Origin of the sequence: Microbacterium panaciterrae, assembly GCF_039541635.1 — a bacterium.
GTDB classification, from domain to species: Bacteria; Actinomycetota; Actinomycetes; order Actinomycetales; family Microbacteriaceae; genus Microbacterium; species Microbacterium panaciterrae.
In genome coordinates this window covers 131,842-157,737 of sequence record NZ_BAABGP010000022.1, presented here as the reverse complement: position 1 = coordinate 157,737, position 25,896 = coordinate 131,842, and the positions used below count along the sequence as shown (strand labels likewise).

20 protein-coding genes are annotated in these 25,896 nt (G+C 70.0%); 11 read left to right on the top strand and 9 right to left on the bottom strand.

Translation table 11 applies throughout. From position 1 onward, the window contains the following. The first annotated feature begins 43 nt into the window (after nucleotides 1–43). The 8 genes from ABD882_RS15865 to ABD882_RS15830 all read left to right on the top strand — a co-directional run bounded on the left by ABD882_RS15865 (nucleotide 44) and on the right by ABD882_RS15830 (nucleotide 12,048). Entirely contained in the window at nucleotides 44–3,055 is a 3,012-nt protein-coding gene (locus ABD882_RS15865) for a Na+/H+ antiporter subunit A (RefSeq protein ID WP_345188478.1), read from the top strand. After that, nucleotides 3,055–3,609 (top strand): Na(+)/H(+) antiporter subunit C, encoded by a 555-nt coding sequence (locus ABD882_RS15860; RefSeq protein WP_345188351.1) that lies wholly within the window; start codon nucleotides 3,055–3,057, stop codon nucleotides 3,607–3,609. The genes ABD882_RS15865 and ABD882_RS15860 overlap by 1 nt, the downstream gene beginning before the upstream one ends. Further along, nucleotides 3,606–5,186: a Na+/H+ antiporter subunit D gene (locus ABD882_RS15855; RefSeq protein WP_345188350.1), complete on the top strand. Its 1,581-nt coding sequence runs from the start codon at nucleotides 3,606–3,608 to the stop codon at nucleotides 5,184–5,186. Before ABD882_RS15860 ends, ABD882_RS15855 begins: the two co-directional genes overlap by 4 nt. After that, nucleotides 5,183–5,809, top strand: a complete 627-nt coding sequence (locus tag ABD882_RS15850) for a Na+/H+ antiporter subunit E (RefSeq protein ID WP_345188349.1) — start codon at nucleotides 5,183–5,185, stop codon at nucleotides 5,807–5,809. The genes ABD882_RS15855 and ABD882_RS15850 overlap by 4 nt, the downstream gene beginning before the upstream one ends. After that, on the top strand, nucleotides 5,806–6,075 hold the full coding sequence (locus tag ABD882_RS15845; protein WP_345188348.1) for an MrpF/PhaF family protein: 270 nt from the start codon (nucleotides 5,806–5,808) through the stop codon (nucleotides 6,073–6,075). Before ABD882_RS15850 ends, ABD882_RS15845 begins: the two co-directional genes overlap by 4 nt. Then, entirely contained in the window at nucleotides 6,072–6,461 is a 390-nt protein-coding gene (gene mnhG / locus ABD882_RS15840; protein ID WP_345188347.1) for a monovalent cation/H(+) antiporter subunit G, read from the top strand. Before ABD882_RS15845 ends, mnhG begins: the two co-directional genes overlap by 4 nt. Before the next feature lie 269 nt (nucleotides 6,462–6,730). Next, nucleotides 6,731–10,705 carry a Pls/PosA family non-ribosomal peptide synthetase gene (locus ABD882_RS15835; RefSeq protein ID WP_345188346.1) on the top strand — a complete coding sequence of 1,325 codons (3,975 nt, stop codon included), beginning with the start codon at nucleotides 6,731–6,733 and terminating at the stop codon, nucleotides 10,703–10,705. Further along, a complete protein-coding gene (locus ABD882_RS15830; protein ID WP_345188345.1) occupies nucleotides 10,702–12,048 on the top strand; it encodes a M1 family metallopeptidase in 1,347 nt (448 codons plus the stop codon). The genes ABD882_RS15835 and ABD882_RS15830 overlap by 4 nt, the downstream gene beginning before the upstream one ends. Before the next feature lie 34 nt (nucleotides 12,049–12,082). Here the strand turns inward: ABD882_RS15830 and ABD882_RS15825 are convergent, their stop codons facing one another. Continuing rightward, the gene (locus tag ABD882_RS15825; protein ID WP_425563384.1) at nucleotides 12,083–12,646 is read right to left on the bottom strand and encodes a TetR/AcrR family transcriptional regulator; all 564 of its coding nucleotides are present in this window, start codon (nucleotides 12,644–12,646) and stop codon (nucleotides 12,083–12,085) included. Nucleotides 12,647–12,747: 101 nt separating this feature from the next. Here ABD882_RS15825 and ABD882_RS15820 point away from each other — a divergent pair, with 101 nt between their 5' ends. From ABD882_RS15820 to ABD882_RS15810, 3 genes are read left to right on the top strand one after another with little or no spacing between them, the layout of a single operon-like run. Further along, nucleotides 12,748–13,089, top strand: coding sequence for a cupin domain-containing protein (locus ABD882_RS15820; protein WP_345188343.1), 342 nt, complete (start codon nucleotides 12,748–12,750; stop codon nucleotides 13,087–13,089). Between the two features lie 19 nt (nucleotides 13,090–13,108). Beyond that, complete coding sequence (locus ABD882_RS15815) at nucleotides 13,109–14,416, top strand: flavin monoamine oxidase family protein (RefSeq protein ID WP_345188342.1); 1,308 nt, start codon at nucleotides 13,109–13,111, stop codon at nucleotides 14,414–14,416. Beyond that, on the top strand, nucleotides 14,413–15,903 hold the full coding sequence (locus ABD882_RS15810) for an APC family permease (protein WP_425563383.1): 1,491 nt from the start codon (nucleotides 14,413–14,415) through the stop codon (nucleotides 15,901–15,903). The genes ABD882_RS15815 and ABD882_RS15810 overlap by 4 nt, the downstream gene beginning before the upstream one ends. 88 nt (nucleotides 15,904–15,991) lie before the next feature. Here ABD882_RS15810 and ABD882_RS15805 read toward each other — a convergent pair whose 3' ends face one another. The 8 genes from ABD882_RS15805 to ABD882_RS15770 all read right to left on the bottom strand — a co-directional run bounded on the left by ABD882_RS15805 (nucleotide 15,992) and on the right by ABD882_RS15770 (nucleotide 25,888). Continuing rightward, entirely contained in the window at nucleotides 15,992–17,395 is a 1,404-nt protein-coding gene (locus ABD882_RS15805) for an MFS transporter (protein WP_345188341.1), read from the bottom strand. Beyond that, nucleotides 17,395–17,847, bottom strand: coding sequence for a MarR family winged helix-turn-helix transcriptional regulator (locus ABD882_RS15800; RefSeq protein WP_345188340.1), 453 nt, complete (start codon nucleotides 17,845–17,847; stop codon nucleotides 17,395–17,397). Before ABD882_RS15800 ends, ABD882_RS15805 begins: the two co-directional genes overlap by 1 nt. A 115-nt stretch (nucleotides 17,848–17,962) precedes the next feature. Then, the gene (locus ABD882_RS15795) at nucleotides 17,963–18,532 is read right to left on the bottom strand and encodes a 4'-phosphopantetheinyl transferase family protein (protein WP_345188339.1); all 570 of its coding nucleotides are present in this window, start codon (nucleotides 18,530–18,532) and stop codon (nucleotides 17,963–17,965) included. Between the two features lie 56 nt (nucleotides 18,533–18,588). Next, nucleotides 18,589–19,377 carry an alpha/beta fold hydrolase gene (locus ABD882_RS15790; protein WP_345188338.1) on the bottom strand — a complete coding sequence of 263 codons (789 nt, stop codon included), beginning with the start codon at nucleotides 19,375–19,377 and terminating at the stop codon, nucleotides 18,589–18,591. Between the two features lie 47 nt (nucleotides 19,378–19,424). After that, a complete protein-coding gene (locus tag ABD882_RS15785) occupies nucleotides 19,425–22,070 on the bottom strand; it encodes a penicillin acylase family protein (RefSeq protein ID WP_345188337.1) in 2,646 nt (881 codons plus the stop codon). Between the two features lie 151 nt (nucleotides 22,071–22,221). Next, nucleotides 22,222–24,117: a YhgE/Pip family protein gene (locus ABD882_RS15780; protein ID WP_345188336.1), complete on the bottom strand. Its 1,896-nt coding sequence runs from the start codon at nucleotides 24,115–24,117 to the stop codon at nucleotides 22,222–22,224. Continuing rightward, the gene (locus tag ABD882_RS15775) at nucleotides 24,114–25,223 is read right to left on the bottom strand and encodes a hypothetical protein (protein WP_345188335.1); all 1,110 of its coding nucleotides are present in this window, start codon (nucleotides 25,221–25,223) and stop codon (nucleotides 24,114–24,116) included. Before ABD882_RS15775 ends, ABD882_RS15780 begins: the two co-directional genes overlap by 4 nt. Further along, nucleotides 25,220–25,888, bottom strand: a complete 669-nt coding sequence (locus ABD882_RS15770) for a TetR/AcrR family transcriptional regulator (RefSeq protein ID WP_345188334.1) — start codon at nucleotides 25,886–25,888, stop codon at nucleotides 25,220–25,222. The genes ABD882_RS15775 and ABD882_RS15770 overlap by 4 nt, the downstream gene beginning before the upstream one ends. Nucleotides 25,889–25,896 lie beyond the last annotated feature (8 nt).

The following is a 25,896-nucleotide window of genomic DNA, read 5'->3' as shown; positions in this document are numbered from 1 at the left end:
GCCCGCCTGCGTCACCGAGACCGACGAGCCAGAGGAGCCGATACTGCTGATCCTCCTCTGCGTGTTCGCCGTCACGGCCCTGCTGCTGCCGCTGCTGGTGGCCCGGATCGGGGCGCGCGCGTTCGCGGTCGCGGCGCTGGTTCCCGCCGCGGCGTTCGTGCACGCGGCGGTGCTCACGCCGCAGGTGCTCGCGGGAGCCACGGATCCGCGCCTCACGCCGCAGGAATCCGTCGCCTGGATTCCGCAGCTCGGCCTCTCCCTCTCCTTCCGCATGGACGAGCTCAGCTGGCTGCTGACGCTCATCGTCACCGGTGTCGGCGCTCTGGTGCTGCTGTACTGCCGCTGGTACTTCCGGGGCGAGCGAGCGGGGATCGGCCAGTTCGCCGCCGTGCTGCTCGCGTTCGCGGGCGCCATGTACGGCCTGGTCACGACCGACGACCTCGTGCTGCTGGTGATGTTCTGGGAGGGCACGAGCATCCTGTCCTACCTGCTCATCGGGCACTATCACCGCCGTGGCGCGAGTCGCCGTGCCGCGCTGCAGGCGCTCCTGGTCACTACGCTCGGGGGCCTGGCGATGTTCGTCGGGGTGGTGTTCCTGGCCGTCGACGCCGGCACGTCCAGCATCTCCCGGATCCTCGAGATCGCGCCGACCGGCCCCCTCGTGGATGCGGCGGTCGTGCTGCTGCTGGTGGGGGCCCTCAGCAAGTCGGCGATCTTCCCCTTCCACTTCTGGCTGCCCGGCGCGATGGCCGCCCCCACCCCCGTGAGCGCGTATCTGCATGCCGCCGCGATGGTCAAGGCCGGCATCTACCTGATCGCCCGGTTCGCGCCGGTGTTCGCGCTGAGCGGTCCGTGGCGGCCGATCACGATCGCGCTGGGCGTGTTCACGATGCTGCTGGGCGCCGTGCAGGCGCTGCGCGAGACCGACCTGAAGCGGATCCTCGCGTTCGGCACCGTCAGCCAGCTCGGCTTCTTCACCGTGGTGCTCGGCTACGGCACCTCCGACGCGATCCTCGCGGGCCTCGCTCTCGTGATCAGCCACGCCCTGTTCAAGTCGGCCCTGTTCCTCATTGTCGGCGTCATCGACCGTCAGCTCTCCACGCGCGATCTCACTGAGATCTCCGGACTCGGGCGGAAGGCTCCGCTGCTCGCGACCGCCGGGTTCCTCGCGGTCGCCTCGATGATGGGGATCCCTCCCACGATCGGCTTCGTCGCGAAGGAGGCGACGCTCGCCGCCCTCTACGACGAGGCGCTGCGCGGTTCGCCCTGGGGGATCGTGGCCCTCGCGGGCGTGATCCTCGGATCCATCCTCACCGCGGCATACGGGGCGCGGTTCCTGTGGGGCGCGTTCTGGCGGAAGAAGGATCCCCGGCACGCCGCGCTGAGCGGATATATGCCGGACACGGAATGGCCGACGCCGCCGTTCGGGTTCCTGGTGTCGCCCGTCATCCTCGCCGCCGGCACGATCGTGGTGGGCGCCATCGCCCCCGCGGTCGACGCGATGCTGTACGGCTACGCCGACGACGCCACCGCGCCCGGTTTCGACGGGCAGGACCTCTCGCCCGGGCATCTCGCGCTCTGGCACGGCTTCGCGCCCGCGCTGTTCCTGTCGCTCGGCGCGGTGCTGCTCGGCCTCGGCCTGTTCCTCGTGCTGCAGCGGATCGGCTGGGATCGCCGCCCGCGCCTGGTGCGCCTGACCGCGCAGGACGCGTACTACTTCGTGATGCGCGGCGTCGATCGCCTCTCGGTCTCGATCACCACGCTCACCCAGCGCGGATCGCTGCCCGTGTACGTCGGCACGATCTTCGTCGTCGTCATCGCGGGGGAGGCCACGGCGCTCATCGCAGGGGGACCGGCGAACGCGAACCTGAGCGGCTGGCACACCCCGATGCAGCTCGTCGCGGCCCCGGTCATGATCGCCGCCGGGATCCTCGCCGTCCGTGCCCGCAAGCGGTACACCGGCGTGGTGCTGGTCTCGGTCACCGGGCTCGGCATGGTGGTGCTGTTCGGCACGAGCGGCGCCCCCGACCTCGCGCTCACGCAGATCCTCGTCGAGACCGTGACGCTCGTCACCTTCGCCCTCGTGCTGCGGCGGCTGCCCGCGCGGATGGGCGAGCACAACGCCTCGGTCGGCCGGGTGCCGCGGGCGATCCTGGCGATCGCGGCCGGCGTGATGATGGCTCTCGTCGCGATCGTCGCCACCGGATCCCGGGTCGCTGCGCCGATCTCGGAGGCGTTCCCGAAGCTCGCCTACGAACTCGGGCACGGCAAGAACGTCGTGAACGTGGCGCTCGTGGACCTGCGCGGCTGGGACACGATGGGGGAGCTGTCGGTGCTCGTGCTGGCCGCCACCGGCGTCGCATCGCTCGTATTCGTCTCGCACCGCGCCGATCGGCTCTCTGCCACCAAGGCGCTGCCCGAGGGACCGCGCCGGGCGCGGCGCCGTCCGCTCGTCGAGACCACCGAGGGCGTGCGGGTGCAGACCGCGGGCGACACCGCCCCGAGGGCCTGGCTCATCGGCGGCGGCAACGTGAAGCCGGAGAACCGGTCGATCCTGCTCGAGGTGATCGTGCGGATCCTGTTCCACACGATCATCGTCGTGTCGATCTACCTGCTGTTCGCCGGGCACAACGCCCCCGGGGGCGGCTTCGCAGGCGGTCTGGTCGCCGGGATGGCCCTGTTCATGCGGTACATCGCCGGCGGACGCTGGGAGCTGGGCGCCGCGGCGCCCACGGACGCCGGACGGCTGCTCGGCGCGGGGCTCATCCTCGCGGTCGGCGCGGCCGTCGTGCCGCTGCTGTTCGGGCTGGCGCCGCTGTCCAGCACGGTCTGGGAGGCCGAGATCCCCGTCGTCGGTCACATCGAGTTCGTCACCTCCACCTTGTTCGACATCGGCGTGTATCTCGTCGTGATCGGACTCGTGCTGGACGTGCTGCGCAGCCTCGGCGCCGAGGTCGACCGGCAGGCCCTCGCCCTTCGACAGGCTCAGGGACCGCGCTCGGGCGCTGAGTCTGTCGACGCTCAGCGATCGCGCACGCGGGGGGTGGGCACCTGATGGACGTCTCCTTGGTGCTGATCATCGTCATGGCCGTGCTGTTCGGGTGCGGCGTCTACGCGATGCTCGAGCGCAGCCTGACCCGCGTGCTGATCGGCTTCCTGCTGCTCGGCAACGCGGTCAACCTGCTGCTGCTGATCGTGATGGGGAGGCCCGGCAAGGCGCCGTTCTTCAGTGCGACGGGCTCGGGGACCGAGCGGCTGAGCGATCCGCTGCCGCAGGCGCTCACGCTCACCGCGATCGTGATCACCTTCGCGGTCTCGGCCTTCCTGCTCGCGCTCATCTACCGCTCCTGGCAGCTCGGCCAGGCCGACACGGTCGAGGACGACGAGGCCGACATCGCCCTGCGCGCACGTACCGAGAGCGAGGAGGACCTCATGGACGACGAGGTCGACCTCGAGGACGACGAGGCGACCACCGACTTCGTGGGCGTGGTCACGTCGCCGATCCGGGTGCTGCACGCCAAGGACTTCGCGGGGATGGTGGACGACGCGCCGGTGGACCGGCCGACGCCTGCCGCTCCGGATGCCGACGACGGGGAGGATGCCCGGTGAACGCGCTCGTCCCGCTGCTGGTCGCCCTGCCGCTGCTCGGCGCCGCCGTCGCACTCGTGTTCGGCCGGAACCCGCGCGTGCAGATGATCGTCACCGTCGTGACGCTCGCGCTGGTCTCGATCATCGCGGCCACCCTGCTCGTCGTCGTGGACCGGACGCATGCGATCGCGGTCATGGTCGGCGGCTGGCCCGCGCCCTTCGGGATCGTGCTGTACGTCGACCGGCTCGCCGCGCTGCTCGTGCTCGTCTCGAGCATCGTGCTCGTCGCCGTGCTGCTGTTCTCGATCGGCCAAGGCGCGGCAGACGGCGATGACGAGACCCCGATCTCGATCTTCAACCCCTCGTACCTGATCCTCGCCGCAGGCATCTTCAACGCCTTCATCGCGGGCGACCTGTTCAATCTGTACGTCGGCTTCGAGATCCTGCTCGTCGCCTCGTACGTGCTCATCACGCTGCGCAGCACCGAGTCCCGGATCCGCACGGGCGCGGTCTACATCGTCGTGTCGCTGGTGTCGTCGGTGCTGTTCCTGGTGGCGATCGCGCTCATCTACGCCTCCCTCGGAACCGTGAACATGGCGCAGATCGCCGAGCGGATCGGCCAGATCCCGCCGAGCACGCAGCTCGTGCTGCACCTCATGCTCGTGATCGCCTTCGGCATCAAGGCGGCGGTGTTCCCCATGTCGTTCTGGCTTCCCGACTCCTATCCGACCGCCCCCGCGCCGGTGACCGCGGTGTTCGCCGGACTGCTCACGAAGGTCGGCGTGTACGCGCTGATCCGCACCGAGACGCAGCTGTTCAACGTGTCCAGCATCAACACGCTGCTGATGATCGTCGCGCTCGCGACCATGGTGATCGGGATCCTCGGTGCCGTCGCGCAGGCCGAGCTGAAGCGGATCCTGTCGTTCACGCTCGTCAGCCACGTCGGCTACATGGTGTTCGGGCTGGCGATCGCGACGCCCGCCGCGATCGGGGCGACGGTGTACTACATCGTGCACCACATCATCGTGCAGACCACGCTGTTCCTGGCCGTCGGGCTCGTCGAGCGCCGGGCCGGCAGCACGTCGATCCTGAAGGTGCGCGGGCTGATGAAGGCGGCGCCGCTGATCGCGGTGCTGTACTTCGTGCCGGCGATCAACCTGGGCGGCCTTCCGCCGTTCTCGGGCTTCATCGGCAAGTTCGCGCTGTTCCAGGCGGCGGCGCAGGTCGCGACGCCGCTGATCTGGGTGCTGATCGTCGGCGGCGTGCTCACTTCGCTGCTCACGCTGTACGCCCTGATGCGCGCGTGGAACCTGGCGTTCTGGCGGGAGAAGGAGGAGGTGCCGGAGGACAACGAGCGGATCGCGCACCTCGGCACCGCCCCGGCCGCCGACGACGAGCGGCAGGAGCGCCGCCGGATCCCGCCCATCATGACCTGGGCGACCGGGGGCATGGTCGCCGTCACGCTGGCACTCACGGTCTTCGCCGGGCCGATCTTCGGACTCTGCGAGCGGATCGGATCCGCGCTGCTCCAGCCCGTGCACCTCGCGACGCTCGAGACCGACGGCGGCCGGTCCGGCGGCGACGGGAGCGGACCATGAGCCCCGGGACGAAGCAGCGGCTCTGGCGGGAGATCGGTCTGCAGCTACCGTTCCTGCTCTGGCTCATCGTGCTGTGGATGCTGCTGTGGGGCCAGTTCACGGTGCTCTCGGCGCTCACGGGCATCGTGGTCGCGCTGTTCGTGACCCGTGTGTTCCGGCTGCCCACGATCGAACTGTCCGGGCGGATCAACCTGTGGTGGACGGCGATCCTCGTCGTGCAGTTCTTCGCGGCCGTCGTGCACGGCTCGCTGAGCGTGGCCGCGCAGGTGCTGAACCTGCGCCGCCAGCCCGGGGCGGCGATCGTCGCGGTGCCGCTGCGCTACGCCGACGACCTGGTGATGACGCACGTCGCCGTGACATCGTCGCTGATCCCCGGCTCGCTCGTCGTCGAGGCAGATCGCGGCACCCGCACCCTGTATCTGCACGTGATCGGGGTGCGCTCCCGCACCGATGTCGACCGGCAGCGTGCGGGGGTGCTGCGCTGGGAGCGCCGGATCGTGCGCGCGCTCGGATCCCCGGCGCAGATTCGCGCGCTGCGGGCGGATGAGCACGGGGTCGAGCAGCACGGGGTTGATCAGCACGGGGCCGATCCGGCCCGCGGAAGAGGGGAGAAGCGCCCATGAATCCGCTGCTGATGATCATCATGATCGTGTTCGGGATCGCCGGGATCCTGACCGTGATCCGGATCGCGATCGGTCCGTCGATCCTCGATCGCGCCGTCGCGAGCGACGTGCTGCTGACCGAGGTGATGTGCGTGCTCGGCGCCGACATGGCGATCAACCACCACACCCGCACGCTGCCCGTGCTCATCGTGGTCGCGGCGGTCGGCGTGTTCGGATCGATCGCCGTCGCGCGGTACGTCGCGCGGAGGGACAACGAACCGTCATGAACGTCTTCGAGTTCCGCATTCCCGACGTCGTGATCGACAGCGCCGTCTGGGTGCTCGTGCTGATCGGGGCGCTGCTCTGCCTCATCGCCGCGATCGGCGTGCTGCGCTTCCGCGACGTGCCGACGAGACTGCACGCCGCGACGAAACCGCAGGTGCTCGGATTGCTGCTGATCTGCCTCGCGATCGCGCTCTCGCAGCGCTCGCTCATCGGGATCGTGGTGGGGCTGCTGCTGGTCGTGCCCGTCGTGATCGTGCAGTTCGCGACCGCTCCGCTGTCGGCGCACATGGTCGGGCGTCAGGCGTACCGCAACGGCACGATCGATCAGCGTTCGCTCGTCGTGGACGAGCTCGCCGAGTCGAAGGAGACCCCGCCCGGAGCGGGGTGAGCGGGGCGGCTTCCGGGGGATGCTTTTCGCCGCCGGGAACGGGCCACGGGCGGCGTTTTCCATCCCCACGAGACGTCCGCGCGTTGTCAGGGATGGATCGTGTCGCGGGGGAGGCGCCACGAGCGACGAAAAGCATCTCCAGCGCAGGGGGCGCGGGCGCTGTCGGGGGGCCACGACGAGCGGCGGCGGGCACTTCACCTGCTGTTTCCCCGCCCGCGATACTCTGAGCGCGCACGCGCCAGGGCGTGCGCAGGGCGGAACGGACACCGATGCAGGAGATCCTCGATCGAGCCGCGCTCGCCGCGTCGCCGCGCACGCTGATCGACATCCTCGTCGACACCGCGCGGCGGCACCCGAACGCGTCGGCCATCGAGGATGCCGTCGGCGCGCTCAGCTACGGCGAGCTGCTCGCTCAGGTCTGGCGCACCGCGACCCGGCTGCACGAGCACGGCGTGGCGCGGGGCGACCGGGTCGGGATCCGCATGCCGTCGGGCGGCCGCGAGCTGTACATCGCGATCCTCGGCACGCTCGCTGCCGGCGCGGCGTACGTGCCCGTGGACGCCGACGACCCGCAGGAGCGCGCCGATCTCGTGTTCGGGGAGGCGCAGGTGCGCGGCGTGATCGGGGCCGGCGGCGCGTTCTTGCCGCACGAGGTCGCCGAGACCGCCGCAGAGACCGGATCCGGCCTGTTCGCGGGCGAGGATCCGCACCCGAACTCCGTCGCGATCACCACCGTGCCGCGTCCCGCGCTCGAGGACGACGCCTGGATCATCTTCACCTCCGGCTCGACCGGCGTGCCGAAGGGTGTCGCCGTGACGCACCGCTCGGCGGCCGCCTTCGTCGACGCCGAGGCGAACCTGTTCCTGCAGCACGCGCCGCTCGGCCCGGGCGATCGGGTGCTTGCCGGGCTCTCCGTCGCGTTCGACGCCTCGTGCGAGGAGATGTGGCTGGCATGGCGTTACGGCGCGTGCCTCGTGCCCGCCCCGCGCGCGCTGGTGCGTTCGGGCGAGGATCTCGGCCCGTGGCTGCTCGGGCACGGGATCACCGCGGTGTCGACCGTGCCCACGCTCGCCGCGCTCTGGCCGCAGGACGCGATCGAGAACCTGCGGCTGCTGATCTTCGGCGGCGAGGCGCTGCCCCCCGAACTCGCCGCACGCCTGGTCGGGGATGACCGCGAGGTCTGGAACACGTATGGCCCCACCGAGGCCACGGTCGTCGCCTGCGCGGCGCTCATGGACGCGGACGCGCTGCGCGCCGGTGAGCCCGTGCGGATCGGGCTGCCGCTGGACGGCTGGACGCTGGCGGTGGTCGATGCGAGCGGCAACCGGGTCGCGGACGGCGAGGTGGGCGAGCTCGTGATCGGCGGGGTCGGGCTCGCGCGCTACCTCGACCCGGCGAAGGACGCGGAGAAGTACGCGCCGATGCCGTCGCTGGGCTGGGAGCGCGCCTACCGCTCCGGCGACCTCGTCAGGTTCGAGGAGGCCGGGCTGGTGTTCCAGGGCCGCGCCGACGACCAGGTCAAGATCGGCGGTCGGCGCATCGAACTCGGCGAGGTCGAGGCCGCGCTGCAGAACCTCACCGCGGTGACGGCGGCGACCGTCGTGGTGCAGCGCAGCGAAGGCGGGATCCCGCTGCTCGTCGGCTACGTCGTGCCGACGGCGGGCTTCGACCGGCAGACCGCGCGCGCCGAGCTCGCCGAGACCCTGCCCGCCCCGCTCATCCCGCTGCTCGCGATCATGGACGACCTGCCCGTGCGCACCTCGGGCAAGGTCGACAAGGCCGCCCTGCCGTGGCCACTGACCGATCCTGACGCTGACGATTCGACCCTCACCGGCACCGCCGCGTGGCTCGCCGAGCAGTGGTTCGCCGCGCTCGGCACCCGCCCACGCGACGAGGACGCCGACTTCTTCCAGCTCGGCGGCGGATCCCTCGCGGCCGCGCAGCTGGTGAGCCGGATCCGCACCCGCGCCCCCGAGTTCACGATGGCCGACGTGTACGACCTGCCGCGGCTGCGCCGCATGGCCGACGCGGTCGAGGCCGAAGCGGGCCAGGAGGACGACGAACACGGCGAGTTCCACGAGTCCCGCCCGACCCCGCGGCGCATGCAGTGGAACCAGACGATCTCCGGGGTGCCGCTGTTCGTGCTCGGCGGGATCCGCTGGCTGCTCTGGATGCTGACGGGCAGCGCGATCCTGCACCTGGTCCCCGGCTTCGAGTGGCTGCCGACCGCGCCGCTGTGGGCGCTGATCCTGGGCCTCGTTGTGTTCGCGACCCCGTTCGGCCGGATGGCGATCACCGCAGTCGCCGCTCGGCTGCTGCTCGCCGGCGTCCGCCCCGGTGACTATCCGCGCGGCGGCGGGGTGCACCTTCGGCTCTGGCTCGCCGAGCAGGTGAGCCACCAGATCGACCCGGTCGGGTTCGCCGGCGCACCCTGGGTCAGCTACTACGCGAGGGCGCTGGGTGCCACGATCGGGCCCGACGTCGATCTGCACACGCTGCCGCCCGTGACTGGCATGCTCGTGATCGGCCGGGGTGCGGCGATCGAGCCCGAGGTCGACCTCTCCGGCTACTGGATCGACGGCGACGTCGTGCGCATCGGCGGGATCAGGATCGGCGCGGGTGCGGTCGTCGGCGCGCGCAGCACACTCGCCCCCGGCACCCGGATCGGACGCGGCGCCGAGGTGGCGCCGGGATCCGCGGTGTTCGGCCGCGTGCGGGCGGGTCAGCGCTGGGAGGGGTCTCCCGCGGTGCGGGTGGGCGGCAAGTCGGCGTCCCTCGCGCCCGAGCGTCCTCCGACGCGACGCCGCTGGCTGTGGGCATATGCCGTATCGAGCATGGGTCTCGGACTGCTGCCGATGCTCTCCTTCGCGGTGGGCGCACTCGTGCTGGCGCAGGGCGCGCGCGGAGCCGCGTCGCTGACCGCGGCGATTCCGGCGCTCGCCGCATGGCTGGTGCCCGGCGTGCTCGTCACGGGGCTGGTCTTCGCCGCGTGCGTCGTGCTCTTCACCCGGCTGCTCGCGATCGGTCTGACCGAGGGGATCCATCCGATCCGCGGCCGGGTAGCCTGGCAGGCGTGGACGACGGAGCGGCTGGCGGACTCGGCGCGCACGCTGCTCTTCCCGCTCTACGCGAGCCTGTTCACGCCCGTCTGGCTGCGGATGCTCGGTGCGAAGGTCGGCGCCGAGGTCGAGATCTCGACGGTGCTGCTGATCCCCTCGATGACCACGATCGACGACGGGGCCTTCCTCGCCGACGACACCATGGTCGCCTCCTACGAACTCGGCGGCGGGTGGATGCGGATCGCCGGAGCCCGCATCGGCAAGCGTGCGTTCCTCGGCAACTCCGGCATGGCCGGCGCCGGCCATCGGGTGCCCAAGGACGGCCTGGTCGCCGTGCTGTCGGCGGCGCCCGACAAGGCGAAGGCGGGATCATCCTGGCTCGGATCTCCGCCGGTACGGCTGCGCCGGGTGGTCAACGAGTCGGATCTCGAGCGCACATACCGGCCGCGCCGCTCGCTGCGGGTCGCACGCGGACTGTGGGAGCTGTGCCGGATCGTCCCGGTGATCCTCAGCTGCGCGCTCGGAGTCGCGGTGCTGCTCTCGCTCGCTGCGCTCTCGGCCGCATTCGGTCTGGTGTGGGCCGCCGTGCTGTCCGGCATCGTGCTGCTGATCGCCGGCGCGGTGGCTGCGGGGTTCGCGACAGCGGCGAAGTGGATCATCGTGGGCCCGATCCGCCCGGGAGAGCATCCGCTGTGGTCGAGTTTCGTGTGGCGCACCGAGGTCGCCGACACGTTCACCGAGATGATGGCCGCGCCCTGGTTCGCCAACGCCGCGGCGGGTACTCCGGCCCTCGCGGTCTGGCTGCGGACGCTGGGCGCGAGGATCGGCAAGGGTGTCTGGACCGACAGCTACTGGCTGCCCGAACCGGATCTGGTGACCCTCGGCGACGGCGCCACCGTGAATCGCGGATGTGTGGTTCAGACGCATCTGTTCCATGATCGAGTGATGAGCATCGACACGGTCACGCTGGAGGCGGGCGCTACCCTCGGCCCGCACAGCGTGATCCTGCCTGCCGCGACGATCGGCGCCGATGCCACGGTGGGACCGGCCTCGCTCGTGATGCGCGGCGAGACCGTGCCCGTGGGCAGCCGCTGGAGCGGCAATCCGATCGGACCGTGGCGCGCGGTGAAGGTGCGCTCGTATCAGGAGCCCCCTGCCGAGCCGGAGGGCCCGCTCGACGCATGAGCCCCGACGACTACACCCCGCACAGCGGCGATTCCCGCTTCACCGTCGAGCACTACGACCTGAGGATCGACTACCGCGTCGCGACCAACCGCCTGGACGGCGTCGCGGTGGTGCGCGGGCGGATCCTGCGGCCGACGAAGACGATCGCGCTGGATCTCGCCGGGCTGCGCGCGACGAAGGTGCTCGGGGGAACCGGCCGGATCGGCTTCACGCAGACGGATCGCAAGCTGAAGATCACGCTGGGGCGGGAGTTCGCCGCGGGTGACCCGTTCGAACTCACGGTCTCGTATGGCGGGGCGCCCCGCCCGCGGCGGACCCGCTGGGGGACTCTCGGCTGGGAGGAGCTCGAGGACGGCGCGATCGTCGCCTCGCAGCCGATCGGGGCACCGTCGTGGTTCCCGTGCAACGATCTGCCCGGCGACAAGGCCTCGTACCGGTTCGCCATCACGACCGATCCCGGCTACATGGTCGCGGCCGCCGAGCCGGTCTCGACGTCGACCAAGGGTGGGCGCACGACGTGGGTTTTCGAGCGCACCGCCCCCACTCCGACCTACCTCGCGACGGTGCAGATCGGGAGATATGTCTCCCGCGGCATGGACCTCGCGGGCGTGCCGGGCCAGGTGCTGCACCCCGCGGCCCTCGGCGACCGGGTGCAGGCCGATCTGGCGCCGCTGCCGCAGATGATGGCCGTGTTCACGGAGGCGTTCGGACCGTACCCGCTGCCGTCCTATCGAGTCGTGGTGACCGCCGACGATCTGGAGATCCCGCTCGAGGCACAGGGGATCGGCGTCTTCGGCGCGAACCACATCGACGGGCACGGCAGCCTGGAGCGCCTCATCGCGCACGAGCTCGCGCACCAGTGGTTCGGCAACAGCGTCGGCGTCGGACGCTGGCAGGACATCTGGCTGAACGAGGGCTTCGCCTGCTACGCCGAGTGGATCTGGTCGGAGCGCAGCGGCCGGCACACCGCGCACGCGAAAGCGCTCGGGCACTGGGCGGCACTGGCGGCCGAGCCGCAGGACCTGGTGCTGTCGGATCCGGGGCCCGACCTCATGTTCGACGACCGGGTGTACAAGCGCGGCGCGCTGCTGCTGCACGCGCTGCGGCTGACCGTGGGCGACGACGCGTTCTTCCGGATCCTGCGGGAATGGGTCGCGCGATACGGCGGAGCGACCGCGACGACGACCGACTTCCGCCTGCTCGCCGCCTCCGTCGCCGGTCGGCGACTGGAGGCGTTCTTCGGCGCCTGGCTCGACGCGACGGCCTTGCCGCCGCTCCCGTCGGCCCCCGCCGAGGATCCGGCCCCCGTGACGCAGGCGCTGAACGTCACCGCGCGGGGATAGTCCGCCTCGGGCCCTCCCAACTCGGAACCTACAATTACACGGCGGCCTGAATCGACTGCCAGAGGTCGTGAAGAGCGCCACGCAACTCCGCCTTTTCTACGCCGGCGATGTGCTGCAGCACGACACCATCGAGCGTCGCGAAGACGCGCCGCGCCATCGAACGCACGTCGCCGCTCATTCCTGCCTGGCGCAGGCTTTCTTCCATGAATGACTGGTATCGGTCGTAGAGTCGTGCAACGTCGGCGCGGAACAACGGGTCTCGGCGCGCCTCGAGGATCATCTCGTACTGAAACGCCTGCAACTCCGGTCGATCGGTGATCGATGCGAGAAGCGCGTCTGCGAACGCCTCTTCAGACCCGAGCGCCAGAAGTCCCGTCGACTCGATCGATTGCTCGACCGCCCATTCGAGAGCGGCAGCGAGCAGAGCCTGTCGAGTCCCAAAATGGTGCGCGACCAGTGAGTTGTTCACACCCGCCCGGGCGGCGACCGCTCGGAACGTGAGACCGCGCAGACCCTTCTCCGACACAACCGCCACCGTGGATGCGACCAACAGGTTGCGCCCCTCGCCGTAGGAAACCGTTCGCGTCACGCGTCCCATGCTACGCACCGACAGGAGTTGGGGATCTGCTCTTGCGAAAGAACTAAGCAACTGCTTAGATTCATTTCGAGTAGTACACACCCCATGTCAAGGAGGACACAATGACCGCACTCGACTACGTCGTCGCAGGATCAATCGATCGCAATGCAGCAGAGCCGTTCGAAGTGGGCACCGTCCAGTGGGTGCGTCGCCCGGGTGACGGCGAACGGGACGCTCTCGGCGCAGGATTCTGGTTCGTCTCGCCAGACGACGCCCCGAAGCCGATGGAGGTTGTCGGTCATGCCGATGAGACCGTCTACATCGTCGAGGGGCGTGTCCGCGTTCAGATTGCAGACGGCGAACCGGCGGACCTCACTGCGGGATCCGTGGCGTCTTTCAACAAGGACGTCGCCGCGGTCTGGACCGTCGTCGAGCCGACTATCGAATTCTTCGTCTACTCCTGAGGGACCGGAGCATTACATCATGACCGAGAAGTACGACACTGTCGTCATCGGTGCTGGCTTCGCCGGCCTCACCGCCGCGCGAGAGCTGTCACATGCGGGACAGCGAGTGGCCCTGATCGAAGCGCGGGATCGGATCGGGGGGCGGACCTGGCTCGCGGAGCGGATGGGGCTGAACCTGGAGCTCGGGGGCACGTGGGTGCACTGGACCCAGCCATTCGTGTGGGCAGAACTCACCCGCTACGGAATCGGTCTCGCCCCAAGCCCGACCCCGCAGACCGCCTCGTGGTGGAACGGCACCGAGGCCGTCGTCGGAAGCCCCGACGAACTGCTCGAGCTTCTCGATCACCCCAATCAGCTCCTGACTCAGCGATCGCGTGAGATCTTCCCAGAGCCGTTCGCTCCGCTGACGTCTGAGCGCTCTGCCGATGTCGATGAGGAGTCTCTCGCCGCGCACATCGCCGCACTCCCGCTCACGGACGCGCAGCGAGCGCTTCTGACCTCGTTCTGGACGCTGAACTTCAACGGGAAGCTTGGTGACGCCGCTTACACACAGGCGCTGCGATGGGTCGCACTCACCAACGGGGACTGGAAAGTCACCTTCGAGGCATGCGCGACATACAAGATCGCCGGCGGCACGAAGGCTCTCGCCGACGCTATCCTCGCCGACTCCGACGTCGACCTCCTGTTCAACACCGACGTGACGGCTGTCTGCACTCGTGATCGACGGGGCGCGGCGGTGTCGAGCGCCGACGGACGCGAGTTCACTGCTGACGACGTCATCGTGACCGCCCCGCTGCACAGTCTTGGACGCATCGACTTCCAGCCACCCCTCGATACGCGGAAACAGGCAGCGGTGAAGGCTGGACAGCTCGGACTCGGCACGAAAATCTGGTTCACGATCGATGGCGAGCGACCTCATTTCGTCGCGCTCGGCGGCGCCGACTGGCCGCTCAACTTCTTCCAGTCCGAGTATCACCGAGACGGGAAGACCTACGTCATCGGATTCGGGTCCGACGCTCACGCGATCAGCCCCGATGACGTCGAGGCCGTGCAGGCGACGCTGCGCCGGCTCGTGCCCGACGCAGTCGTGCTCGAGACTGCGGGCCATGCGTGGGTCGACGACGAACTGTCCGGAGAGACCTGGCCCATGCATCGCACGGGGTATCTCACCACCTCCCTCGCCCATCTCCAGCAGCCGGCCGGCCCGATCCATTTCGCCGGCTCTGACATCGCCGACGGCTGGGGCGGATTCATCGACGGGGCCATCGAAAGCGGTTTGACCGCAGCCCGCGCGATCCTCACCAACCGGGCTCCCGTTCCTGCTTGACCCCCCCCATCGATCCAATACCCGAAAGATCAAGGACGATCATGACCACTGAAGAAGCAACGAAGCGATCGGCGCCAGCCGCAGAGCACTCGACAGCACTACGCCAAGGCGCGATCGGGGTCCTGGGAATCCTGTTCTTCGTGCTGTCCGCTCAAGCGCCGCTGACCGGGATCGCCGGCGCACTGCCGCTGACCGTGTTCCTTGGCAACGGCGCAGGGGCGCCCGGAGCCTACCTCGCGATCGGCGTCATCATCGTGCTCTTCGCCGTCGGCTTCATCGCGATGAGCCGGCGCGTCGAGGCCAAGGGTGCCTTCTACGCTTACATCACCGCCGGCCTGGGCCGACGAGTCGGCACCGGATCAGCGTGGCTTGCCCTGCTCTCCTATGCCACGGTACAAGCCGCAATGTATGGCCTGTATGGGGCCATCGTCGCAGGGCTGTTCGCTTCTGTCGGGATCACGGTCCCCTGGTGGCTGGCGGTTCTGGTCACGATCGCGATCGTGCAGCTTCTCGGTTCCTTGAACATCGAGCTCGGCGCGAAGGTGCTCGCCGTCCTCGTCGGTTGCGAGGTCGCGATCCTACTCGGGTTCGCCATCGGCACTCTCATTCACGGCGGCGGCCCGCAGGGAGGGATCAATCTCGCGGCCAGCTTCTCCCCCTCCGCTGTGCTCGCTGGAGCACCGGGCGTGGCATTGATGTTCGCCGTCGCGTCGATGTTCGGCTTCGAGTCGACGGCCATCTACTCCGGCGAAGCGAAGGACCCGAAGCGCACCGTTGCCCGAGCAACGTACCTCTCGGTCGCCGTGATCGCACTTTTCTTTTCTTTCGTCTCATGGATGTTCGTCTCTTACTACGGAGCGGGCAATGTTGCAGCCGCCGCGAAAAAAGCAGTCGAGTCGGGTGACTCCACGAGCTTCGTGTTTCAGGCGATGAGCGGGATCCTGGGCCCGTGGGCGGGTACGGTCGGAAACCTGCTGCTCGTCACCTCTCTGTTTGCGGGCATTCTCGCGTTTCACAACGGCATCAACCGCTACCTCCACGCCCTCGCCAGCCAGCGCTCGCTGCCCGCGAAGCTCGCCCGCACGAACCAGCACCAGGCCCCGCACATCGCCGCCTGGGCGCAGAGCATCCTTTCGATCATCCTCATCGCCCCGTTCGCAATATTGTCGCTCGATCCCGTTCTGACCCTGTTCTCGTGGTTCAGTGGTCTCAGCGTCGCCGCACTCGTTGCGCTGTACGTCCTGTGCTCGGTCGCCGTGATCGTCTATGGAATCCGGAACCGTCTTGAGGATCGCTGGCAGACCAGGGTTGCTCCCGCTCTCGCCGCCGTTCTGCTGCTCGGAGTGCTGGTGTTGATCGTCGTCAACTTCACGGCGCTGATCGGCGGCGAACTCGTCACCGCCGTCATTCTGCTCGCGGTCGTGCCCGCCGCATTCATCGTCGGCGCGGTCACCGAACGTCACCCCCGCCAACTTCTCACCGCCTGAGCTGAGGAAGGACTCATCAAATGCACGACGAGTCAGTCGGGCGGCTCGAATCGATCAGCTCGGGGTCGCTCAGAGATTTCCCGACCGATCAGCCGCGGCCGATCCTGCGCAGCGAGCGATCGAACACCGTGATCACGAGGAACACCGCGGCGATCCCGACGACGACCCAGCCCAGGGTGTGCAGGCCGGCCGTCGTCGCGCGTGCGCCGTAGGCGTTGCCGTAGATCACGGCGGAGACGATCGCACCGAGGTAGAAGAAGGTGCGCAGCAGCCCTGCGGAGGACGCGATCCGCTCGGGCTCAGCCTGGAAGTACAGCGCGTTCTGGATCGCGAGATTGTTCAAGCCCTGCGGGATGCCGAGCACCAGCATCGCGAGCACGAGGAACCAGATCGGAGAGGATCCGGTCATGAACAGCACCAGCACGCCCGCCGCGAGCTGCGCGAGGGATCCCACCAGCAGCTTCCAGACCACCTCGGGACGCCGCCCGAACGCGATCGCCACCGCCACCCCGGCCGCGAACACCGGCAGCAGCACCAGCCCCGACACGGTCGGCGTGAGACCGCGACCGTCTTCGAGCCACTGCGTGAAGCCGTACACGAACGTGTACGAGATCGTCGCGGTCAGCAGCGAGCGCGCATAGCTGAGCAGCAGCGGCACGTTGCCGGAGAGCACGCGCACGTCGATGAACGGATCCGCTGTCCTGCGCTCCCACCACACGAACCCGGCGCCCGCGATGAGCGCGACGGCGAGCAGCCAGAGCAGCGCGGGCGCGATGTTCTGCAGGAAGACGAGCAGGGAGAGCATGGCGACGGCGAAGAGCACGATCCCGATGCCGTCGATCCGCGGCCGGTCCGAGGGAGCCGGCTCCAGCCCGGTGCGGCGGGGGAAGAACATCGCGCCCAGGATCAGCGACGCGAGCCCGAGTGGGATGTTCACCGCGAACGTCGCGCGCCAGCCCCAGGCGCCGATGAGCAGGCCGCCGAGAGCCGGCGCGACGACCGCCACGGTCTGCGTCGTCACCGACAGCAGGGTCAGGATCGTGGCGGGCGACGCGAGGCCGGTGCGATCGGCCTCCGCGCGGATCATGTGCATCGCCGCCGGGTAGCCGGCGCAGGTGCCGAGGCCGAGGATCACGCGCGCGGCGACCAGCCACCACACGCTGTCCCGGTTCTCGGGCGCGAACAGGCCGATCGCGCCCGCGGCCGCGACGAGGACCGCGCCGAGCAGGAAGAGCGAGCGCACTCCGAAGATGTCCACCAGACGTCCGACCAGCGGCTGCCCGATCGCCGTCGCCAGATACAGGCTCGAGACGAGCCAGACCGTCTCGCTCGCGGGCGCCCCGAGCGCGATGCCGATCGGAGTGAGCGCGACGGCGATGATGGCCGTGTTGATCGGGTTCAGGATCGACCCGACCATCATCGGGGCGAGCAGCCGCCGGTCGAAGCGGCCCTCGGGGGCCGGTCTTCCGAGCAGACCCTGGCGGTTCCGCATCAGGGCAGCATCCGCTCGAGCACGCGCATCGCACCGGACACCGTGCCGAGATCGTCGGCGTCGAGCTCGGCGAGGGCGTGTTCGAGCCAGGCCGCCGCGGCGTCCTTCTGGCCCTCGATGCGCGCCCAGCCGGCGTCGGTGAGATCGATGATCTGCCGGCGGCCGTCGCTTGGATCCTGGCTGCGGGTCACGAACCCGGCACCCTCCAGCGCCTCGACCGTCGCCGCCATCGACTGCGGCCGCACGCGCTCGGCGGATGCCAGAGCGCTCACCGTCGACACGCCGCCCTTGCCCAGCCGTGCGAGCGCCGACGCCTGAGACGGCGTGAGGGCGTCGTCGGCCCCCGCCTCCCGGAAGCGACGGAGCAGGCGCGCCACGACGGTGCGCAGATCGAGGGCGGTCTGCGAGGGGCTCGGGAGTGCGGCGGAGGGCTCAGGCGATGTCGTGGGCATATCTGTCTAACTTTTGCGAAGATGCCCGAATGACCACCGGACGCCTGCGCGGATCAGGATCCCGAGGTGCATCGCGTGCTCCTCGAGAAGGTGTTCCCGCGTCAGGCCGATGTGATCACGGTCGAGGAGTGGGCGGCGGGGCTGGGAGCCGGCTCTCGATAGCGAGCGTCACGATCATGCCCGGATCGGCATATACCGGGCTGATCCGGAACGACCGGCCGCCGGGGACCGTCGCCCCGCCGTCGGCGGAAAACACCACCTGATCCGGCGACACCAGGACGCCGCGCCCGTCGGCCTTGAGGACCGCCTCGATCGCCGTCCATCCGCGCAGATCCGGCGGATCCAGGGGAGCGAACAGCGCAGCGAGATCGCGGGGGCTCGCCCTCCGCTCTGCGTCATCGAGCTCGGCGTCGATCCCGATCGCCGCATATTCGTCATCGCGGGCGACCGCCACGACTGCCCGGTCGCCCGCGTAGGCAACGCTCGCGACGAGCGGTGCGCCCGGGAACCTCAGGCGCCCGTGGGCCCCGCCGCAGTGCACGCATCGCTGCTCGATCCGCACATCAGTGCCCGGTGCGAGCTCCGATGCCAGCATCCCGAGGAGCGCTCGCGCGGTGTCCCGGCGACTCGCGTTCGTCACGGGTGCCCAGGCGATCCGCACCCCCTCGACCGTCGTCCTCTGCATCGCCCCAGCGTAGAGCGGGCCGATGCACACGGGATGGAGCCGCCCGTGAACTCTCGTCAGATGCGCGACAGGAACTCCCGGATGCGAGAGGCCGCAGGCCCGGCATCGCGGATCATCGTCTCGTGCCCGCTGCCCGTGAGCTCCGCGAACTCAGAACCCGGGATCGCGTCGGCGACCGTGCGGCACCAGATCCGAGGGCAGACCGGATCGTGCTCGCCGCGCAGGATCAGCACCGGTGCGGAGATCCGAGGGTAGAGATCCTCGGGGTCGTGGTTCACGGTCGCGCGTACCTTTCGCACCAGGTGCGGGCCCGCACGCAGCAGCTCGCGCACTCCGCGGATCATGACCCGGGGATTCACGGACGCCGTGTCACGCAGGAACCGCAGTATCTGACGGGAGACCCGGCGCGCTCCGGCATCGACGGTGGGAGCGGCGAGCACGACCGCGCGGACGCGGTCGGGGTATCGGGTGGCGAGCTCGGCGGCGATCTGGCTGCCCATGGAATGCCCGATGACCGTGACCGGACGGACCCCCGCGGCGTCGAGGGAGGACGCGAGCAGTGCGGCGTGCTCCGCCATGGTGAGCGGGAGATCGGGTTCGGGAGCGGCGCCGAACCCGGGCAGGTCGACCGCCAGCACCGTTCCGCCCGGCACTGCGCCGTCGTCCGCCTCGCTGCTCAGCCGCCGTGCGAGATCGGCGAATACGCTGCGGCCCATGCCGAGCCCGTGCACGAGAAGGAAGACCTCGGGGCCGGACCCGATGCGCTCCGCGATCAGCGTCGCCGATCCGTCGGTGTGCGCCGTGACGCTCCCGCCGAGTTCCGGGGTCAAGTCGGGATCGCTCACCGCACCACTTCATCACATCCGGCACGGACGGGTCGCTACCGCTCGGATCAGGCGGCCGGTTTCAGCGTCAGCGTGTCGACGGTGGCGGCATCGACGGCCTTCTTCGAGAACGGCCACGGCTTCTGCAGGCCGTGCTGCCAGTCGTCCGTCTGATCCGTGTAGTGCGGGCTGAACGCGTGTCCGCTCGCGCCGGTGAGGTGGATCCAGCTCGAGGCGTCCAGATCGGACAGGTCCACCACCATCCGCATCGAGGGCACCGTGGTGGTCGTGTACGAGCCGCCGAGCTGCCAGCCGGTCGCGTCCACGAGGGAGGATCCGCCGCCGACCGGGTACGGCCCGCGGTTGAACAGCCACTCGATCGGCGCGATCCCGCTCTTGCCCAGCGTCTGGTGCGTCAGCGTGATCGCGTGCAGGTCGCCCCAGTTCCAGTGGCTCGGATCGGATCCCTGCGCCGCGACCAGTTCGTCGTACGCCTGCTTCGCCGACAGTGCGAGCATCTGATCCCGGCCGGTGACGCCGATCTTCGGGTTGGTCCAGAGCGGGTCGTCGGGATGGTCCAGCATCGCTCCGACGACCGTGAACAGACGGCCCTGGCCGGACATCGGCAGGGGAGCCGCACGGTTCTCGAAGATGTTCTTCGCGAGGTTCTGCCAGAGCACGCTCGCATAGGCCGCCGCGGGGGAGTCGGCGGTCGCCTGGGTGTCCCACGACTCCATCAGGTCGACCGCGGCCTTCACTCCCGATCCCTGCAGAGGCACCTTCGCGAACGCCGCGGAGAGCCGCTTGCCGATCCAGCTCTGCTGGTCGAACTGGATGTCGCGCATGTCCTGCGCGGTGAGCGGATGCTGCTTCGCGGTGCGCTGGATGAGCTCGGCGATGCGGGCGGCGCGGTAGCCGTAGTCCCAGTCCCTGGAGAGGAAGTACGGATAGCCGTCGGTCACGATCGCGTTGTTCGCGGTGACGATGTAGCCCGCCTCCGGGTTGTACGACACGGGGAGCTTGTCGAACGGGATGTATCCGGTCCAGTCGTAGGCGCTGTTCCAGCCCGGCTGCGGGTAGTAGCCGTTGCCGGCGCCGCGGATCGGCAGCCGGCCCGGGGTCTGGTAGCCGATGTTGCCCTTCTGGTCGGCGTAGATGAGGTTCTGCGCCGGCACGTCGAAGAGCGATGCCGCGTGCCGGAAGTCGGTGAAATCCTTCGCCGTGTTCATCGCGAAGATCGCCGTCGATGTGGTGCCGGGATCCAGCGCGGTCCAGCGCAGGCTGACGGCGTACTTTCCGGGCAGCGCGGCGGTGGCCGCATCCGGGGCGACGCCGGTCTCGCCACCGGGACCGGATGCCGCAGTCCCCACGATCGGGTGTCCCGCCAGCGCGGTGAAGTCGTCGGTGAGGCCGGAGACGATCGGGCCGTGCACCGTGGAGCGGATAGTGAGCGTGATGTCGGCGGATCCGGCGACCGTGATCGTCTCGGTGCGGGTGGTCAGCGGCACGAGCTTCCCGTCGCGCCAGTAGCTGTCGCCGTCCACCTTCTCGATGTACAGGTCGGTGACGTCGGTGGTGAGATTCGTGAAGCCCCAGGCGACGTTCGCGTTGTGCCCGATCACGATGCTGGGCAGCCCGGAGAAGGAGAAGCCCGCGACGTCGAACGGGCACTGCACGCTCACCGTGCGGCAGCGCAACTGCATCTGGTACCAGACCGAGGGGAGCGCCGCCCCGAGGTGCGGGTCGTTCGCGAGCAGGGGCTTGCCGCTCGCGGTGAGGGATCCGGACACGACCCAGGAGTTGGATCCGATGCCCTCGCCCGGGTTCCCGAGCAGCGTCTGCACGGCCGCCAGGGTGCTCGGCGCGGTCGACCAGTGCACGGTCGCGGTCGTCGAGGCGCCGTTGCTCGCGGCCGTGGTGGTGGACGCGCTCGCGGAGGCTCTCGCAGCGCCGGATCCGCCGCCCTGCGTCATCGGGGTGATCGTCGGGACGATCACCGGATGCGTGCCGAACGGGTACGCCGGGTAGATCTCGTTCATGGTCGCGGCGTCGACCGTGGGGGCGAGCAGCGCCCGGGTCGTCTCGTCTTCGACGTTGCCGCGCAGATCCCAGGCCATCGCCTTCAGCCAGGCGACCGAATCGGCGGGCGTCCAGGGCTCGGGGGAGTAGCCGGGAGCCGTGAGGTCGAGCACCGCGTACTCGAACGACGCCTCGGCGCCCTTGTGGTCGGCGAGGTACGCGTTCACGCCGTCGGCATAGGCCTGGTAGTAGCCGCGGGTGGTCGCGTCCATCGCGTCGACCTCCTTCTGGGCGATGCCGTGCCAGTCGAGCGTGCGCAGGAAGGCGTCGGTGCCGGCTTGCGAGGATCCGAACAGCTCGGCCACCCGGCCGCTGGTCACGTGCCGGCGGAAGTCCATCTCCCAGAACCGGTCCTGCGCGTGCACGAAGCCCTGTGCGAAGAACAGGTCGTGCGTGCTGTCGGCGGTCACCGTGGGGATCCCGCGGTCGTCGCGCTGCACGGTGACCTGCGCCTGCAGCCCGTGCAGCGCCAGCGATCCCGTGGTCTGCGGGAAGGAGCGCTGCACCGTCCACACCAGGAACAGCGCGGCCGCGGTGGCGAGCACCACGATCCCGGCGAGGATCCCGAACGCGACGCGGCCGATGATGCGTCCCCTGTGCCGGCGCGGTTTCACCGTGGGTTCGGCTGACGTCATCGGACGCTCCTTCGGGTGACACGGAGTGTCACGACCGCAAGGATCGCGTCTCCGCTGTGAGACGTCTTCGCATCCTAGCGCCCGCCCCGTCCCTGCCCCGAAGACCGCGGAGAGGGATGTGGTCTTGGGGGAAGGGTGGGACGCGGCCGGGTCAGCCGATCAGGCTGGGCTGCAGGTCGCGCAGGGTGCGGGTGTGCGTCATGCGGGTCACGCCGATCATCGCCAGGATCAGCGCGCCGACGAGCCAGATGCCGAGCACGGCGATGTCGGTCATCGCCCGGCCCACCTGTCCGCCGTACATGAGCTGACGCATCGCGTCCACCACGTACCCCATCGGCAGCACGTGATGCAGCGCCACGAGCGGCCCGGGCAGCGTCTGCCAGGGGAACGTCCCGCCCGCCGTAACGAGTTGCAGCACCATGAGCACGAGTCCCACGAACTGCCCCACCGAACCCAGCCAGACGTTCAGGGCGAGGATGATCGCGGCGTACGTCGCCGACGCGAACACCATGATCCCGAGCGCGCCCCAGCCGTTCTGGAACGTGAATCCGAGCGCCCACGCGAGCACCCCGAGCAGGCCGACCATCTGCACCGCGCCGAACGCGGCGGGTGTCAGCCAGCCGGCCAGCGTGATCCGGATCGGCGAGTGCAGCGCCGTGACCGCGCGGCGCGAGATCGGCTTGATGATGAGGAACAGCGCGTAGATGCCGATCCAGCCGGCCAGCGCCGCGAAGAACGGCGCCAGGCCCTGCCCGTAGTCCTTGGCCGCCGCGACCTTGTCGCTCGACACGTCGACCGGGTTCGCGATGGTCTTCGCCTGCTGCGCGCGCAGCGCGGGGGTGGATGCCGGGATCGCGTCCACCCCGGCCTGGAGTCCGTCGCGCAGCGTGCCGACGCCGGTCGCGAGAGTGCCGAGGCCGTCGTGCAGGCTCTTCGCGCCGTCGCGCGCCGAGGCGGCTCCCGTGCTCAGGGCTGCGGCGCCCGATGCGGCGGTCGCAGATCCGTCGGCCAGCTGCTGGGACTTGTCGGCGAGCGTCGCGCTGCCCGAGGCGACCTGAGCGCTCCCGGCGGCGAGCTGGTCGATCTGGCCGACCGCTCCCTGCACGGTTTCGTTGCCGCTGCGCAGCTTGTCGGCGAGCGGATCCAGGTTCGCGAGCACCGCGTCGATCTCGGCCTGGGAGAGTCCGCGGTTCGCGAGCGCCGTGGCGATGTCGCTGCGCACCTGCGGGAGGGTGTCGGTGGCCTGCTGCACGAGGGATCCGGCCTGGTCGGCGTACCCGGCGAGCTGCTGATTGCCGGCACTCACCTGCTGCGCGCCGTCGGCCAGTGTCGCCGCACCCGCGGCCAGCTGCTGAGAGCCATCCGCGAGCTGCTGCGTGCCACCGGCGAGCTGAGAGGCGCCGTCGGCGAGCTGCGCGGTGCCGTCGGCGAGCTGTCCGCTGCCGGTCACGGCCGTGTTCGCGCCGTCGAGGAGCTTGTTCGCGCCATCGGTCGCCTCGCCGAGCTTGTCGCGCACATCGCTGAGGCCGGTGAGCAGCTTGTCCGCCGCCTCCTGGCCGACCATCTCGGCGACCGAGCGCCGGATCTTCTCGACCGCGGCGGATCCGATCGACGACGCGAGATAGTTGTTCGCGTCGTTCGTCTCGAGCTCGATCCTGGCCTGGTGCGGGGCCGTTCCGGAGGAGGACAGCAGCGCCGCGGAGAACGTGGTCGGGATCGTCACGGTGAAGTCGACATCACCGCTCTTCAGGGCGGCGCGAGCGCTGTCGGCGCTCATCCGCTGCCAGTCGAAGGCGTGCCCGTCGACGAGGTTGCCGGCCACCTTCTCGCCGTAGTTCGTGGTGGAGCCGTCGGCGGTCGAGCCCGCATCGTCGACGACGAGCGCGACCGGGACCTCGGTGAACTTCCCGTACGGATCCTGGTTCGCCCACAGGTACAGGCCGCCGTACAGGATCGGCACCGCCATCAGCGCGATCAGCGCGATCACGGCCATCGGGCTCGCGGTCAGCCGGCGCAGTTCGGCGGCGATCATCGCGGGGACCTTCATCGCGCTGCTCCGTTCGTGGGGGTGGGGTCGTCGGTCCCTGAGCCCGTCCCTGAGCCTGTCGAAGGGACGTCGGGAGAGTTGGGGTCCGGATCCGCTCCGCGATGGCTCCGTCCGTCGCGCAGTCCCCCGCCGTCCTGATCCCGGCTGGCGCCGGGCTCAGGACGGCTCCCGCCAGACCCGATGCCTGCGCGATGGCCGGAGCCATCGCTGCGCTCGGCTGGGTCCTCGGGGACGGGTTCGGGGTCGTCGGGGACGGGGGCGGGCTCAGCGACCGGGACTGTTCTTTCGGGGTCGTTGAGCGAGGACGGCGAAGCCGACCGAGACGAAACGGGGTCTGCGACGGCCTCCGCCTGCGCTCCTCCGTCGGATAGCCGCGTTTCGTCTCGCTCCGGCTGCGCCGGTGCTCGCTCAACGACCCCAAGGGGAGGATCCTGCACGGCTGTCGCTGCGGTGATGTCGGCGAGGGGGCGGACCGGGACGGTGGCGTTGGAGGGGTAGGGCGTCTCGAGCGCCTCGGGGAGGCGTTCGATCACCGCGGCCGCGGATCCGCCGACGATCACGAGCACCGCGAAGCCGCGCTCGGCGAATTCGGTCGCGATCCGCCACCAGCCCTCCGGGCGTCCGCCGTGGCGATCCGGGGAGACCAGCACGAAGCCCTCGACGTCGTCGCGCAGCACGGCCAGCTCGGCCATGACCCGCACGCGCACCGACGGCTTGATCGTGCCGATCGGCCGCGATGCGAGTTCTGCGAAGCCGATCTGCTCCAGCCAGCGCCGGGCGTGCAGTGGCGAGGCGGGGAGCCCCGCGAACATCAGCTCCTCGCCGACGACGCCGGCGAGGGTGACGCCGGGGTGCGGATCGCTGACCTCGGGCGCGTCGACGAGCGCGGTGCGCCGGCGCAGCTCACCCGCGTTGCGCGCGCCATCGATCGTGACCGTGCCGGAGTTCGGGCGCATCCGACCGGTGGCGATGAGCCCCAGCACGGTCGGGCGCAGCTCGGTCTCGGCGAGCACGAAGCGCGCGTGACCCGTCTCGATCTCGAGCGACGTGGCGGGCAGCGCCTGCCCTTTCTTGCCCTTGCTGACCTCGTGCAGTGCGATCCTCATGCGCGGCCCTCCTCGGCGGGAATCGGGGCCAGCGTACCGGCCGGAGGTGGCGTCATCAGATCGGGATGCGCGATGAGCAGCGCCGCGGTCTCGCGCCATGAGAGCCCGACGATGCTCAGCACCGTGCGCACCGCGATACCGCTCGCGGCCGGAGAGGCGGTGTCGGCACGGGTGACCACGGTGCGGGCGGTCTCCTCGATGAGGCGCGCGAGGGTGGGGGCGGCGATGTCGGTGCGCAGCTCGCCGTCGTCCTGTCCGCGCCGCACGAGCGCGGCGAGCACGCGCCGCAGCGGGGCGAGCGCAGTCGCGGTCTCTTCGACGTGCGCCTCGTCCAGCGCGATCGCCGCGGCGACCTGCACGTGTGCCGCCTCGCTCCACAGGTTCGCGGTGAGCCGGGCCAGCGCGATCCGGCTGTCGGCGTCGTCGACCTGCTGCGCGATCGCGTTGAACCGCTGCGCCCCGGCGGCGATGAGCTCGTGCACGAGGGCAGTGCGGTCGTCGAAGTGCCCGTACAGGGCGCGGCGGCTGAGGCCGGCCGCGCGGGCGATCTGGTCCACGGACGCGTGCGGATCCGCCGCGAGGGTCTGCGAGGCGGCGGCGAGGATCCCCGCCCGGTTCGCGCTCGCATCGCGGCGCTGACGGCGGGGGGCGGAAGTGTCGGTCACCGGACCAG